The organism is Streptomyces africanus, assembly GCF_030816955.1.
In the GTDB taxonomy this organism is placed as follows: Bacteria; Actinomycetota; Actinomycetes; order Streptomycetales; family Streptomycetaceae; genus Streptomyces; species Streptomyces africanus.
The window spans coordinates 8,587,969-8,602,750 of record NZ_JAUSYP010000001.1 but is presented as its reverse complement, the minus strand read 5'-3'; the positions used below and the strand labels follow the sequence as shown (position 1 = coordinate 8,602,750).

Below are 14,782 nucleotides of genomic sequence, written 5' to 3'. Positions count from 1 at the left end.
GGCCTGTCACCTCCGATACCGCTGCGCCACTGCCGCGAAGGCGGCCTTGGGTTCCCATTCCATGTCGGGGTAGGTCTGCCCCCGGCGCCCTTCGAGGAGTTTGACGATGCCCAGGCCGGCCCGGTCCAGATCGTCCCTGGGGTCGCCGTCCGGGCGGTGCGGGTAGCCAGGCAAGGCGAACAAGAACACGAACGCGCTGTCCACGCCCTCGGTCTCGAAGATCTCCAGCAGTTCGCTCAGATATGCGGCCTGGCCGGCCTCGTCACGCTCGTATATGCCGTTCAGTCGTACAGGGGCTTTGGTCTCTGGGTCGTGCTCGACCACTTCCAGTACCCGCCCACCGCGGTCTCCCGCGCCGCGGTAGGCCGCGGTGCCGAACCCGGTGATACCGAGCGGCTTCGGGCCTTGGGCCAGGGTGCGCACCGCGTCCCGGAACCGGTCGGCGACCTCGGCGGAGCGGATCAGCTCGAACGTCACAATGTCGAAGGGAGTCCAGTCGACCTGCTCGAACTGGATGGATGCGTAGGTGAGTCTGCCCTGGAAGCGCTCGCGGACCGTGGCCGTGGCGTCGCGGAGGAATGCGTTGATGCGCACGCCAAGCTCGCGCATCGCTTCGGCCCGCCGCTCGGGTTGGCTCATCAGCTGCTCGACCCGCTCCTCGGGGCTCTCTCCGGGCAGGAACCCGCGGTTCATCACGCTCAGCTCGACCCCTGCGACGAACACGACTGTGGCCCCCTGCTGCCGGAGCCGTTCCGCTCGCTCGGCGCAGTCACGGAAGAGCGTGAGGATCTGCTCCGGATCCAGCTCCAGCGGATAGGGCGAGAACCAGACCTCCAGGCCGAGCTCGGCGGCGGCACCGGCGGCCAACTCCAGTCGGTCCGGGTCGCCGCCGATGATCTGGACCGCGTTGCAGTGCAGGTCGTCGCGGATGATGGCGAGCTCGCGCCGGACCACCGCGGGGTCGAAGTGCTCGCGGGACATCTGGCCGTGCACGACGAATCCGCTGTCGTAGGTCATTCCTCTTGCTCGCATGGTGACGTCCTCTCCGTCGGTCCCGGTCGGGTCGAGGCTGACAGTAAAAGTGCGTGCACGCAAGTTTGCGTGCACGCAGCCCTGTGTGGAACGCTGACGCCGTGACGACACCACCACCAGGGCTGCGGGAGCGGAAGAAGCAGGCCACGCGTGAGGCGCTACGCGAGGCGGCCCTGCGCCTGGCCGTGGAGCGCGGGCCGGACCAGGTCAGGGTCGAGGACATCGCCGAGGCGGCCGGGGTCTCGCCGCGCACCTACAACAACTACTTCGCCAGCCGTGAGCAGGCGATCGTCTCCGCTGTTACCGCGGACCGGGAGGCGCGGATCGCGGCGGCGGTCGTGGCCCGGCCCGCAGGAGTGCGCCTGGCTGACGCCGTCACCGAAGCAGTGGTCGAGCAGTACACGAACACCGGTGAGCGCGAACACGAGGCACTGCTGCTGATCACCACCCGGACCGCGCTGCGCGACGCGTTCCTCGACACCACCGCCGACATCGAGCCCCCTCTCACGGCGGTGATCGCCGAACGCCTAGGTGACGCCGGAGCGCACACAGCCCGCGTTCTCGCGGCGAGCGTGGCCGCGGCGGTTCGCATCGCATTGGAAGGCTGGCTCCAGCCGACCGGACACGCGGGGGCCGCCGGGAGTTTCGGCGCCGGAGGACTGGTCGTGCCCTCCGGCTCACTGCCCGACCAACTCCGCGCGGCACTGGCCCCGCTCGCGCCCGCGTTCGACGCCGCCGAGCGACGCACCCAGCCGTGAAGTCGACCCAACTGGGGCATCCGCTGGGCAAACAGTAGATCCGGAACGTGCCGATGCACCCGTCCGTCATCATCCTCGTTAGCCGATCGAACGTAGATGACGCCGTGTCAGATCGCGACCGTCCTCCGGAGCCATTCCGCGCAGAGGGACGTCCACGCGCCGGCGGGCGTCATGCCCTCGGCCAGTCCGGCGCCGTGGCCGCCGGTGGGGAAGACGTGGAGCTCCACCGGGATCTCCATGGAGGCCAGGCGCTGGGTCAGGGACAGGGCATGGTCAACCCCGACTATGTCGTCGTCCGCGCAATGCCAGATGAAGGTCGGCGGCGTCTGCGGGACGGCGATCAACTCGATGGAGACCGCGCGGCGCTTCCCGGGGGTCGAGGCGGGGCCGATGAGCGGGTCCGCGCCCGATTCGCCGGCCGCGGGCCCGAAGCTGTGCCACGACGTCGCCGGGTAGCACAGCACCGCGAACGCGGGCCGCTCGTCGTCGGCCGTGTCCGGGCCGGCGGCGAGGTGGGCGGCGAGGTGGCCGCCCGCAGAGAAGCCGAGGACGCCGATGCGCGCCGGGTCGACCCCGAGCCCCGGCGCCTCCGCGCGCGCCCGCCGCATCGCCGCCCGTGCGGAGTTGAGCGGCGCGGGGTGCACGTCCTGCGGCCCCACCGGGTACTCGAGTACCCAGGCGGCGAACCCGAGTCGCCCCAGCCACTCCGCGGCGGGCTTCCCCTCGTGCGGAGCGAGGTAGGTGTAGCCGCCGCCCGGCATGACGATCACCGCCGGGGCTCCCGCAGCCGGGCGCGGCACGTCGCTCGGAAGCGGGTGAAACGTCAGGGCTGTCGAATCGTCACTCATGACCTGTCACCCGCCGCCCTACCTGCCAGGGCCCGCCGGCGGTCGAGCGGCTCCGCGAACGCCAGTGGTACGAGGAGGAGCACGCGTGCATCATTGTTTGACGCTCCCGGTGGCCAGGCCGCTCTGCCAGTACCGCTGGAGCAGGAGGAAGGCGATGACGAGCGGCACGATGGAGATCAGGGAACCGGTGACGACGAGTGGGAGCATGTCGCTGCTGGCCCCCGCTCCGCCGTTCTGGGCCTGGGCTGCCCAGGATGCGAGTCCGACCGTGATGGGGTACAGGCGCGGGTCGTTGAGCATGATCAACGGCAGGAAGTAGTTGTTCCAGGTGGCGACGAGCGTGAAGAGCAGGACCGTCACCAGGCCCGGCGCCAGCAGCCGCAGGACGATCCGGAAGAAGATCCGCGCCTCGCCGGCCCCGTCGATGCGGGCGGCCTCCAGGAGGCTGTCCGAGACGGCGTCGGCCGCATAGACGCGCATGAGGTAGAGACCGAAGGGGTTGACGAGGGAGGGCAGGATGATGGCCCACGGGGTGTTGACCAGGCCCGCCTTGGCGAACAGCAGATAGGTCGGGATCGCCAGGGCGGTGGCCGGGACCATGATGGCGCCGAGTACGAGATTGAAGGCGGCGCGGTCGCCGCGGAAGCGGAACTTGGCGAAGCCGTACCCGGCGGCCGCCGCGAGCATCGCCGCCCCGAGCGCGCTCACGACGGCGTACATGATGGTGTTGAGCAGCCAGTGGACGAAGACACCGTCGTCCTGGGTGAAGGTCGCCCGGATGTTCGTCAGCAGCTGCGGGGCATGGGAGAACCACAGGCCGAAGGTGTTGAACAGGCCCTGGGTGCTTTTGGTGGAGGCAACCAGCAGCCAGAACAGCGGCAGCAGGAAGTAGGCCAGGGCGGCCAGCATGGCGATCGTCAGCGGGGTGCTGCGGCGGCGGTGGGCCGAAGGCTTGCGCCGCTCCCGGTGTGCGGTGGGAGCACGGTCCGCCGGTGGGGCGATCGTGGCCGCGGGAGTTGTGGTCGTCATGCGGCCCTCCGTCGGTTCGACATGAACAGGATGGCGTAGGAGGCGATCACGATGACCAGGCCCAGGAGGAAGGACACCGTGGCCGCGTAGTTGAGCTGCTGGCCGGTGAAGGCGAGGGAGTAGGCGTAAAGGTTCGCGGTGTAGGAACTGCTGATGACATCCGGCGCGAGACGCATCAGCAGGCTCGGTTCGTTGAACAGCTGGAAGCTGCCGATCACCGAGAACAGCAGGACCAGCAGGAGCGTGGGCCGCAGCGCGGGCAGCTTGATGGACCAGGCGGTCCGCCAGGCGCCTGCTCCGTCGACTTCGGCCGCCTCGTACAGCTCCGGAGGAATGGTCCGCAGAGCCGCGTACAGGATGATCATGTTGTAGCCCACGAACTCCCAGGTCACGATGTTCGCGAGGCTGCCGAGTATCCAGCCGTCGCTGAGGAAGTGCGGGGCCGGCAGGTCCAGCCTCCGGCTCAGCTGGGCGAACGGGCCGAAGTCCGGCCCGTACAGGTAGCCCCACATGAGCGTGGCGACCACGCCGGGCACGGCGTACGGCATGAAGATGCCGATCCGGATCGCGCGCGCCAGCCGCAGCAGGCCGCTGTCGAGCGCGAGGGCGAACAACAGGGCCAGCAGCAGCATCAGCGGCACCTGAATCACGAAGAACAGCGCGACGCGCCCGACCCCGTGCAGGAGGATCGGATCCTTCAGGGCGGTGACGTAGTTGCCGAGTCCGACGAAGGTCGTTCCGCCGACGAGACGTTCCTGGAAGAGGCTGAGGTAGGCGGCGTAGCCGAGCGGGGCGAGGAAGAGCAACAGGAACAGCACCAGGAACGGTGCGACGAAGAGCGGTCCGGCAGCCCGGTGGACGCGTCCGCCACCGGGCCGGCGACGCGCCGGTTCTGCTCGCATTGGCTCGTGGGCGGGAGACGCGATCGATGGGGGTAGCCCCTGTTCGAGCGCGGTCGAGAGCTTGGGGGTGGTCATCTCACGCCCCCTTGACAGTGAAGCCCTGGCTCTTGGCGTACGTCGTGATGCGCTTCTGCCAGCTGCCGAGCGCGGCGACGGTGTCGGACTTCTGGGCGAAGGACTTGCCGACGGTCTCGGTCCAGTCCGTGGCCACCTGGTCGAGGAACGGCGGCCACTGGAACGAGGGGGAGACCGTGTCGCTGATGTCGGCGAACACCTGGGTGGCCTTCTGACCGCCGTAGAAGGCACTCGTCTCGCCAGTGACACTCGAGTCCGCGAGCAGGGCCTTGGTGGACGGGAAGAGGAACTGCTTGGTGGCGAACATCTTCGTGCTCGCCGGGTCGCTGTTGAGGAACTGGGCGAACAGCGCCGCGGCGATCGCGTTCTTGGTCGTCTTGATGACCGCGATACTCGAGCCGCCCCAGTTCCCCGAGGTCGGCTTGGAGGCGTCCCATTGCGGCAGCGGCGCCGCACGCCACTTGCCCGTGGTGGCCTTGGCCGACCCGGCCAGGAAGCCCGCGCCCCAGGCCGCGGTGAGCCAGGTGGCGTACTTGCCCTTGTTGAACCCGGTGTACCACGCGTCGGCGAAGTCCGGGTCGGTGCTGATGACCCCTTCCTTCGCAAGCCCGCCCCAGAAACCGGCGAGCTTCTTGGAGATCGCGTCGTCGACGCTGATCGAGACGGTGCTCTTGCCGGAGGTTGCATACGGTTTGGCGCCTGCCTGCCACAGCAGGCCGTGCCAGGCGGCGGGCTCGTTCGGTGCGAGGTTGGTCAGGTAGACACTCGGGTCGGCCTTGTGGAGCTTGCGCGCCGCTGCCGCGAACTCGTCCCAGGTGTCCGGCACTTGGATGCCGTGCTTGTCGAAGATGTCCTTTCGGTACAGCATGCCCATCGGCCCGGTGTCCTGCGGGATCGCCCAGACCTGGCCGGCGGGTCCGCTGACCTGTACCCAGGTCCAGTCGACGAACTTGTCCTTCAGCGCCGACGCGCCGTACGGACTCAGGTCCAGCAGGCTGTTGGTGAGGGTGAAGGTCGGGATCTCCTGGTACTCGATATGTGCCACGTCCGGAGCTCCGGTGCCGGCCTTGAGCGCGGTGCGCAGTTTCGTGTACTGGGCGACGCCCTGGCCGGCGTTGACGACCTTGACCTTGATGGCCGGGTACTTCTTCTCGAAGAGCGCGATTTCCTGGTCGATGTTCTGCGCCCAGGTCCAGAACGTCAGCCGGGTGGGCGTCTTCATCGCCTTGTCGATGTCGGCCTGGCTGACCCGCTTGGCGGACGACGATCCGCCGGAGCTGCCGCCGCCGCAGGCGGACAGTGCGGCGCCGAGCGACACCGCGCCCGTCGCGGTGAGGAAGAACCGACGGTTCATGGGGGACGCGGGAACGAATGATCCGGGCATGGTGAACTCCATCGATGGGCTGAGGGACAGCGCGTCTGAATAAGGACGCGTCGCACGGCAGGCGAAGGCAGGGGAAGGGAAGGCAGTGCGCAATGTCGCTACTGCGGCATCGCGGTCGCCATGTTCAGGTGCAGGTCACGTGTGCTGTTGCCGACGTGCGTCACGCGCGGCGCACAGCGGGCAGTCCACGGTCGTGCAGGTTCAGAGGTGGTGGTGAACCAAGGCGGTCTCATCCGCCCGGCCGTGAGTGTTGTGCCGCCCGGTCAAAGGTGATCGGTTGGTGGTCTGTCTGCTGACGGGGGTGCGTGCGCCCCGTCGTGCAAGCGGGAGGCCGCGCGCCGCCCGCGCCCAGGGGCCCTCCGGGGTGCGAGGGTGCTGTCGAGGCACCGCGGACGAGTTCGACCGGCGGGTCGTTCGCGACTGCAACTGCCCGTCCGGCTTACAGCTGAGATCAGATGTGTGACCGTGGCGATAAGGTGCGCCGTCCGGCCGGGGAGGACGGTGGGGGTGCAGTCGAGGCCCGGACGACGAGTTCGACCGGTGGGTCGCTCGCCGGTGGCACTTCGGTGTCGGGCTTTTCGATGGCGTGGACGAGAAGCCTGACACCCTCTCTGGCTGCGGCGTCGAACGGCTGGCGCACGGTGGTCAAGGGTGGAGTGACGTAGGCGAAGACGGGGTTGCCGTCGAAGCCGATGACGCTGACGTCGTGGGGCACGCGCCGACCGGCTTCCGCAAGGGCGTGGATCAAGCCGATTGCCATGTCGTCGCCCGAGACGAAGACCGCGGTCACCTCCGGGTCGGCGGCCAGTTCGCGGCCCGCCTGGTAACCGGAGTCGGCGGACCAGTCGCCTTCGACAAGGGGCGGTTGGTGCCTGCCCCGTGCCGCCAGTGCTGCTCGCCATCCCTCGACACGGTCCCTGGCGGCGTACCAGCGCAGCGGTCCGGCGAGGTGGTGGACGGTCTGGTGCCCCAGATCGAGCAGGTGGTCCGTGGCGGCCCGCGCCAGCAGATCGGCGCCGGTCCCTGCGGTCATCGCTCGAGGACCGCCGAAGGCCGGTGGTGCGCCGAGGAAGAGGACCGGCACGTCGACGCGGACGGACACCTCTCCTTCGAGGACGGGCTCGGAGACGATGATGCCGTCCACGCCCTGTTCCAGGAGGGAATCCACGGCGCGGGCGATATCGTCCGGTTCGCCGTCCAGTGTGTTGACCACTCGGAGTGCGTAACCGGAGTCCCGTACGGCTTTCTCAATGGCCACGAGCAGTGAGGCGGTTCCGTACCCGGCTGTGCCCAGAGCGACCACACCGATGGATCGTGTTCGTCCAGAGGCCAGTGCCCGGGCCGCGTTGTTCAGCCGGTAGCCGAGTTTTTCGGCGGCTTCGATGACGCGTCGCCGTACGTCGTCGGAGACGTAGGGCTCGTTGTTGAGGACTCTCGACACGGTCTTGCGGGAGACGCCGGCCAGCTGGGCGACATCGGCACTGCGCGGCGCGGAGGGGCTCCCGCCCCGTCCTCCCACTGGTGTCATGGTGTCTCCTCTGGCCGAACGCCGGAATCTTTCGAGGTCATCTGTATGACCGCGCGGTCATTGTTTACGCAATTCGCGATCGCGCGTCAAGGGTGTGTGCACAGTTTCTTTCAGGCTCGCGCCCTCGGGGAGAAGCCAGGGAGCAGGTGTCGCGCGACGACCTGTCGACGGCGCAAAACTGCTTCTGAGCAGCGCATTCGCGCCCCCGAAGCGTCACTTGTCGCCGCCGGGGCCGACCATGTGGTCTTGCGGGACGCGGCACCGGCTCCCGGGCAGTCGTCTTGGCGCGGTTCGTATACGCGTCCCCGAGAACATCGGACCGCGCCACAGTGTCTTCTCCGCGCTCACCAACACCTGTCGGCTTGCCCGCCGAGCTGCCGCACAACCGCCCAGCCGACCTGGACGCCACGCTCGCGGCTCTGCGCGACCTGTGAGTCGGCAGGCGGCGCACCGGGACGCGAGGCGCGCCAAAGTCGGCCGAGTAACGGGTGGCCGGACAATCTCAGCAGCAGTCAGTGGAATGCGTGAGCGCCCCCCACAGAAGAAGCCGTCAGTGCGGCTCGCGGACGACCGCGATGCCTCCAGGAGAGACGGTGACCGTTCCGGAGACCGGCTTGCCGGTGAGTAGTTCCGTGCCTTCGGCGAGGATCTGGGCGCCCTTTCCGGTGTGGTCGATCAGGAACAGGTAGTCGGCGTCGGTACCGCGGCGCCGGACCACCTCCACCCCGGCCGGTGCGTCGCGTTCCGGTTGGATTCCGGCGTCTTGGCGGATGCGGTCGATGAGAGCGGCCAAGGTGGCGGGGTCGGGCCTGGTGGCCACGTACCAGGCGGTTCCGTTGCCGTGGTGGTGGCGGGTGACGGCCGGGACTCCGGCCAGGGAACCGTCGGTGTACGAGGCGATGGCGTCCGCGCCGGCGAGCCGTAGACGTTCCGACCACAGGTCGGCTGTGGCGCCGGGCGGCACCTCACCGGTGAGGCCGACCGTCTCGCCAGGCAGCAGCGGGAACAGTTCGTCGGTGCGCACGCCGAGGACGTCCCGGAAGGCTCCGGGATAGCCGCCGAGGCGGACGTGGCAGTTCTCGTCGACCGCGCCGCTGTGGAAGCCGACGGCCAGGGTGCCGCCGCGCTCGGTGAACGCCGCGAGGTTGGCCGCGCCCGCGTCGTCCACCAGATAGAGGGACGGGGCGAGGATGAGCCGGTAGCGGTCCAGGTCAGGGGCGTCGGGGCGTACGAAGTCGACTGCGACGCCTGCCCGCCACAGCGGCACGTACCAGTCCCGTACGAGGTCCTGGAAGCGCAGTGCGCCGCTGGGCTGGGAGGGTTGTTCGAGGGCCCAGCGGGCGTCCCAGTCCCAGACGATGGCGGTGCGGGCGGGGCTGGTGCTGCCCCGTACTTCGGCAAGTGCCTTGAGGTCTGCGCCGAGTTGTACGACGTCCTGCCAGATGCGGCTGTCGGTGCCGGCGTGCGGCAGCATCGCGGAGTGCCATTGCTCGGCGCCGGCCCTGGCGGCCCGCCACTGGAAGTAGGCGATGCCGTCGGCGCCGTGGGCGACGTGGGCGAGGGCGTTGCGGCGCATCTCGCCGGGCTTCTTGGCGCGGTTGACGGGCTGCCAGTTGACGGCTCCGGTGGAGTGCTCCATCAGCAGCCAGGGGCGGCCGCCGGCCAGTGAGCGCACCAGGTCGCCGCTGAGTGCGATGTCGATCTCGGATTCCGGGTCGTCGGACATCAGGTAGTGGTCGTTGGAGACGATGTCCAGCTCGGGTGCCCAGCGCCAGTAGTCCAGAGCGTCGAAGTTGCGCATGACCATGAAGTTGGTGGTGGCGGGAATGTCCGGGGCGGCGCGGCGAAGGACCTCGCGCTCGGCGGTGCACAGCGACAGGAGTTCGTCGGAGCAGAAGCGCCGCCAGTCGAGGCCGTGGGCGGGGTTGGGGTCGGCGCCGGTGGCGCGGGGCGGCAGGACCTCCTCCCAGGAGTAGTACCACTGGCTCCAGAAGGTGGTGCTCCAGGCGTGGTTGAGAGCGTTGATGTCGTCGGCGTAGCGGGCGCGCAGCCAGGTGCGGAAGGCGGCGGCGCTGGTGTCGCAGTAGCAGGCGGCGTTGTGGCAGCCGTACTCGTTGTGTACGTGCCACATGGCGAGGGCCGGGTGGTCGGCATACCGCTCGGCCAGGGCGCCCGCGATCCGCAGGGCGGCCTTGCGGTAGGCGGGGCTGGAGGGGCAGAAGGTCTGGCGGCTGCCGTAGGAGAGCGTGCGGCCGTCCCGGTCCACCGGCAGCGCCTCCGGGTACGCCTTGAAGAACCAGGCGGGCGGAGCGGCGGTCGGAGTGGCGAGATCGGCGGCGATGCCGTTCTCCTGGAGCATGGCGAGGATCTTGTCCATGCGGGAGAAGTCGTAGACACCTTCCGCGGGTTCGAGCAGTGCCCAGGAGAAGATCCCGACGCTGACCATGGTCACGCCCGCCTCACGCATGAGGCGCATGTCCTCGACCCAGACCTCCTCGGGCCACTGCTCGGGGTTGTAGTCCCCGCCGTAGGCGATGCCCGGCAGGCGGAGGTGGTGCTTGCTGCTCACTGGTCGTGCTCCGAAGGGTGTGGGTGTACGGGGGGGTGAGGTGGCGGTGGTACGGGGGAGGTGGCTCAGCCCTTGTTGGCGCCGAGCGTGAGCCCGCTCGCGAACTGGCGCTGGAGCACGAAGCACACGATCAGCGTGGGGATCGCGGTGAGCAGGGCGCCGGCGGGCGCGTTCTGACTCCTGACAGGGCAGTCGTGCTCGGGCAGGTGGCGTCGGCCAGAGGGTGATGAGGGGAAGCGGCCACCGAAGCGACCACAATCAAACGCGACCGAACAATTGTGATCGGCGGACGCCAGGAAGAGTGAACGTTCCTGGGAGTCATTGTCAAGGCTTCCCGTTCGACCCACGTGAATGCGAAGAAGTACTGTGACATGTCTTGACGTGCGCCCTGCGGATGCGTAGACATGACCGCGCGGTCAGGCCGCGTGGTCACAAAGCTTCCTTGTTCGACGCAGGCATACGGCCATCAGGAGACGTGATGACACCAGAGGTGGGGCGGAATGTGGACTCGCCTGCGCCGCGCAGTGCGGACGTGGCCCGCCTGGCCGGAGTCTCGCGCAAGACGGTGTCGCGAGTCCTCAACAACGAGCCGTACGTCTCCGAGAAGGCCCGGACAAAGGTCCTCGCGGCCGCTGAAGAACTCGGCTACCGGCTGAACCAGGCGGCCAGGACACTGGCCTCCGGGCGTACCGGCTCCATCGGCGTGGTCGCCCTGGGCACCGCCGGGTACGGAACCGCTTCCCTGCTCGTGCACATCGAGCGGGCCGTGCGCGACGCAGGGTACGCGCTCCGTGTGGTCAACACACCGGACGGCGACCCGAAGGGTATCGCCGGCGCCGTGGAGTCACTCCTCGAACAGGGCGTGGACGGCGTCATCGTCTCCGAACCCATCGTGGAAGGGGACGTCGGCGTCCGCGTCGGCGTCCCCGTCCTCTTCCTGGGGGCACCGCCGGCCTTCACCGCTACCCGCACAGTGACCATGGATGTGGGCGCCCACGCGCTGGCTCGGGCTGCCACCGAGCATCTGCTGGACCTGGGGCACCCGACCGTTCATCACCTCGCCGGCCCGCGGCGCTGGTACGCCACCAAGGACCGCATCGAAGGATGGCGGGCGGCGCTTGCTGCGCGGGGCGCGCACGAGCCGCCGCTGCTCAACGGTGACTGGTCGGCCGCCTCCGGCCATACCGTGGGCCGAGCGCTGGCCTCGGACAGGTCCGTGACCGCCATCTTCGCGGCGGGCGACGAGATGGCCATCGGCCTCATCCACGCCCTGCGGGAAGCCGGGCGTCGTGTGCCGGAGGACATCAGCGTCGTCGGCTTCGACGGCAACCCCGTCTTCGCCTACGTCTCGCCTCCCCTGACCACCGTGCGCCAGCCCTTCGAGGCCGCGGCCCGGGAAGGCATCCGCCTTCTGGTGCACGCCATCGAGAAGCCGGACACGGACCTGCCGCCTGCGAGCGCGCCGCCGGTAGAACTCGTCGTGCGCTCGTCGACCGCGCCCCCGCCGGCCATCCGCCGCTGAGGGACGCACTGCGTCATCGGAGCACCACCACGGCTCCGGGTCATCCACCTCGGTGAAGTGAGAAGAGACCTTCTGTGAGGAAGGTCGGGCACCAACCGGCGTAACCGCAGGCCATCCGCTCGTGCGCCGGCACCGATCCCTGCCACCAACGCGGCCGTCAGCAAGCCTGCCGGCCCGTCTCCCGGACCGTCCACCGGCTACTCCCCAGCCGGTCGACGCTGCTCCCCCGGACACCCGCCGCTTCACGCTGAGCCGATCCCCAAAGTGGCGGGCAATTCACAGCACCTCGTTCCCTCAGCTTGGAGCCGCACATGTCCCCCACGCAGACAGGCGCCAGACACCGCGCCGCTCCGCGTTCCCACCCCGTCCCCCTCATGCTTGTGCTGCTGGCCCTGGTCGCAGCCGTCGGCGGGCTCGTCCTTCCCGCCGCGGGCAAGGCGCACGCCATCTCACGCCCGTCGCAGACCCTGTACACCCCGCCGTCCGGCGCGCCCTCGCCCGGGTCGCTCTACCCAAGGGGCCTGCGCCTGCAGCACAGCGGCTCGTCCAACGGCACGATCCTCGCCACGTTCGAGCAGTACACGTCGGGCACCCCCGTCTTCCCGATCTACCGCAGCACCGACAACGGCAACAGCTGGACCAAGATCTCCAACGTCGCCGACACCCAGAACGGCTGGGGCATGCGCTGGGAACCGGAGCTGTACGAACTGCCCACCGCGATCGGCAACTACCCGGCCGGGACCATCATGGCCGCGGGTGCCTCCGTCCCCGCCGACCGATCCGCGATCAAGATCGACATGTACGCCAGCACCGACCACGGTGTGACCTGGAGCTTCGTCAGCAACATCGCCACCGGCGGCGAGGCCCAGAGCAGTAACGGCCACACTCCCGTATGGGAGCCGTTCCTGCTGGTCTCCGGCAACAAGCTGATCGCCTACTACTCCGACCAGCGCGACCCCGCCCACGGCCAGAAGGTCGTACACCAGGTCACCACGGACGGCGTCAACTGGGGCCCGGTCGTCGACGACGCCGCGGTGCCCGAGTACAGCAGCCGCCCCGGTATGCCGACCGTCGCGAAGCTCCCCAACGGCAAGTACGTCATGACGTACGAGTACGGCGGTGCGCCCGAGGGCGACTTCGCGGTGTACTACAAGATCTCCGCCGACCCGGAGGCGTTCGGGTCCGCCACCGGCATCCCGCTGAAGGCGACCGACGGGACCGTCCCCACCAGCTCGCCTTACATCACCTGGCTGCCCACCGGCGGCGCCAACGGCACCCTGGTGGTCAGCGCCCACAGCACTGACGACCTGTTCCTGAACACGCAGAACGGGGCTGCCAACACCTGGACGCGCATCGGCTCCCAGGTCCCCGGCGGGTACAGCCGCGGGATGGTCCCGCTGCCGGACGGCCACAGTCTGCTGGTGCTCAGCGGCGGCCGGCTCACCAGCACCGGCCTCAACCCCGTCACCTACGGCACCATCGACCTGGGCGGCGGCATCTCCGACGGCGCCACTTACACCGCGTCCAACGCGGGCAGCAACCTGAAGCTCACCATCGTGGGCGGCACCACGACCAACGGCACCAACGCCACCCAGCAGAACGCGGACAACGCGAGCGACCAGAAGTGGCGTTTCGTCCAGCAGACGTCCGGCTACTTCAAGATCTTCAACGTGGCCAGCGGCAAGGTGCTGGGCGTGCAGAACCAGTCCACCGCCAACGGCGCCAAGGTCCTGCAGTGGGACGACAACGGCACCCTCGACCACGAGTGGGCCGTCGCCCCGAGCCCGGCAGGTGGCTTCACCGTCCTCAACCGGCTCACCGGCAAGTACCTGGAGATCCCCAGCGCCTCCACCACCGTGGGCACCGCCGCCGGGCAGTGGGACGGCACCAGCTGCGCCTGCCAGCGGTGGAACCTCACCCAGACCGCTCTGCCGAACCTGTCCAGCGGCCAGTACTTCCTGGTCAACAAGAACAGCGGCAAGTACCTGGAGATCCCCAACGCCTCCACCACCGTGGGCACGGCCACCGACCAGTGGCAGGTCTCCGCCTCCGCCTGCCAGCTGTGGACCTTCCAGTCCCAGAGCGGCGGGGCGTGGACCGTGAAGAACGTCAACAGCGGCCTGAACCTGGACATCAGCAACGCTTCGACCTCGCCAGGCGCGGCAGTCGTCCAGAACACGTCCTCCACCGCCGGCTCCCAGAAGTGGACCCTGACCGACGCGGGCGGCGGCTACTACAAGCTCGTCAACGCGGGCAGTGGACTGGTGGCCGGCGTCGCCCAGTCCTCCACCACGAACGCATCCGTCATCCAGTGGAACGACGCCAGCGTCGACGACCAACTCTGGAACATCGTCCGGGTCAACTGACACACTCAGGATCCTCCGCTCATCCCAGTGCGCCCGCCCCTTGCTGCGAGGGGCGGGCGCCCGTTGAGGCCGTTGCCGCCGAAGGGCGCGGCGAGCTTGGTCTCGGCACCGGACGCGACGTCGACGACGAGGAGATTGCCGGTGATGTCGTGGCAGGCGAGCCGTGTGCCGTCGGACGAGAGGGCCGGGTTGAGCCGGCCTCCGGTGGCCAGGACCGTGTCCTCACCGGTGTCCGGCGAGAGATGGTGGACGGCGGCCAGACCGTCGCCGCCGGCGTCTCCGTCGTACGAGTAGACGATGCTCCTGCCGTCCCTGGCCCAGGAGGGTATCTGGACATACCGCGAGGGGGGCCGCCTGGAACAGCTTGCGGGGCCGCGCGCCGATGGGCATCAGCCACAGGGCGTTGAGGGCGGCGAAACGACGGATCCACCGTCGGGTGAGACGGTCGAGGCGGGCAGGCCCAGGATCGGGCCGATGCGGGCCGGGCCGAGCTTGCGGTCCTGCCGAAGACGGCACACCCGGGCCTCGATCGCCCCCGTCGTGCGGTGCGGTGTCGAGCGCGGACGGCTGGACCGGTCATGCAGTCCCTGCTCACCCTCGGCCCGCCAGCGGCGCATCCATTTGTCAGCGGGGACGCGGGAGATGCCCATCTCGGCGGCCACATGCGCGACAGGGCGTCCGGTGCGGACACGTTCGACCAACAACTGCCTGCCGTGAACGGTCAGCCGGGCATGACGGTGGGACACGAAGACCTCCGTGCGGTGAAGAC

At 69.1% G+C, this 14,782-nt stretch carries 10 protein-coding genes and 2 pseudogenes; 3 read left to right on the top strand and 9 right to left on the bottom strand.

What is annotated here, in order from left to right; genetic code table 11:
• Window positions 1–6 precede the first annotated feature (6 nt).
• Window positions 7–1,017 carry a glycoside hydrolase family 113 protein gene (locus QF034_RS39120; protein ID WP_307180085.1) on the bottom strand — a complete coding sequence of 337 codons (1,011 nt, stop codon included), beginning with the start codon at window positions 1,015–1,017 and terminating at the stop codon, window positions 7–9.
• 116 nt (window positions 1,018–1,133) lie between these two features.
• On the opposite strand from QF034_RS39120, the gene QF034_RS39115 reads away from it, so the two are divergent.
• Window positions 1,134–1,790: a TetR/AcrR family transcriptional regulator gene (locus QF034_RS39115; RefSeq protein ID WP_307179391.1), complete on the top strand. Its 657-nt coding sequence runs from the start codon at window positions 1,134–1,136 to the stop codon at window positions 1,788–1,790.
• A gap of 107 nt (window positions 1,791–1,897) precedes the next feature.
• On the opposite strand, the gene QF034_RS39110 is transcribed toward QF034_RS39115, so the two are convergent.
• The 7 genes and pseudogenes from QF034_RS39110 to QF034_RS39080 form a co-directional block, all read right to left on the bottom strand.
• On the bottom strand, window positions 1,898–2,638 hold the full coding sequence (locus QF034_RS39110; protein ID WP_307179390.1) for an alpha/beta hydrolase: 741 nt from the start codon (window positions 2,636–2,638) through the stop codon (window positions 1,898–1,900).
• A 90-nt stretch (window positions 2,639–2,728) separates the two neighbouring features.
• Window positions 2,729–3,667 carry a carbohydrate ABC transporter permease gene (locus tag QF034_RS39105; RefSeq protein ID WP_307179389.1) on the bottom strand — a complete coding sequence of 313 codons (939 nt, stop codon included), beginning with the start codon at window positions 3,665–3,667 and terminating at the stop codon, window positions 2,729–2,731.
• Complete coding sequence (locus QF034_RS39100) at window positions 3,664–4,569, bottom strand: carbohydrate ABC transporter permease (RefSeq protein WP_307180084.1); 906 nt, start codon at window positions 4,567–4,569, stop codon at window positions 3,664–3,666. The genes QF034_RS39105 and QF034_RS39100 overlap by 4 nt, the downstream gene beginning before the upstream one ends.
• A 76-nt stretch (window positions 4,570–4,645) precedes the next feature.
• Window positions 4,646–6,028 (bottom strand): ABC transporter substrate-binding protein, encoded by a 1,383-nt coding sequence (locus QF034_RS39095; protein ID WP_307179388.1) that lies wholly within the window; start codon window positions 6,026–6,028, stop codon window positions 4,646–4,648.
• Window positions 6,029–6,479: 451 nt separating this feature from the next.
• Window positions 6,480–7,556: a LacI family DNA-binding transcriptional regulator gene (locus QF034_RS39090; RefSeq protein ID WP_307179387.1), complete on the bottom strand. Its 1,077-nt coding sequence runs from the start codon at window positions 7,554–7,556 to the stop codon at window positions 6,480–6,482.
• Between the two features lie 550 nt (window positions 7,557–8,106).
• Window positions 8,107–10,125 (bottom strand): beta-galactosidase, encoded by a 2,019-nt coding sequence (locus QF034_RS39085; protein ID WP_307179386.1) that lies wholly within the window; start codon window positions 10,123–10,125, stop codon window positions 8,107–8,109.
• Window positions 10,126–10,190: 65 nt separating this feature from the next.
• Window positions 10,191–10,289 (bottom strand): annotated as a pseudogene (locus QF034_RS39080) (carbohydrate ABC transporter permease); the annotation flags it as partial.
• Window positions 10,290–10,603: 314 nt separating this feature from the next.
• On the opposite strand from QF034_RS39080, the gene QF034_RS39075 reads away from it, so the two are divergent.
• Both QF034_RS39075 and QF034_RS39070 read left to right on the top strand, forming a co-directional pair.
• A complete protein-coding gene (locus QF034_RS39075; RefSeq protein WP_307179385.1) occupies window positions 10,604–11,647 on the top strand; it encodes a LacI family DNA-binding transcriptional regulator in 1,044 nt (347 codons plus the stop codon).
• Window positions 11,648–11,958: 311 nt separating this feature from the next.
• Window positions 11,959–14,013 (top strand): RICIN domain-containing protein, encoded by a 2,055-nt coding sequence (locus tag QF034_RS39070; RefSeq protein WP_307179384.1) that lies wholly within the window; start codon window positions 11,959–11,961, stop codon window positions 14,011–14,013.
• Window positions 14,014–14,453: 440 nt separating this feature from the next.
• On the opposite strand, the pseudogene QF034_RS39065 reads toward QF034_RS39070, so the two are convergent.
• Window positions 14,454–14,759 (bottom strand): annotated as a pseudogene (locus tag QF034_RS39065) (leucine zipper domain-containing protein); the annotation flags it as partial.
• Window positions 14,760–14,782 lie beyond the last annotated feature (23 nt).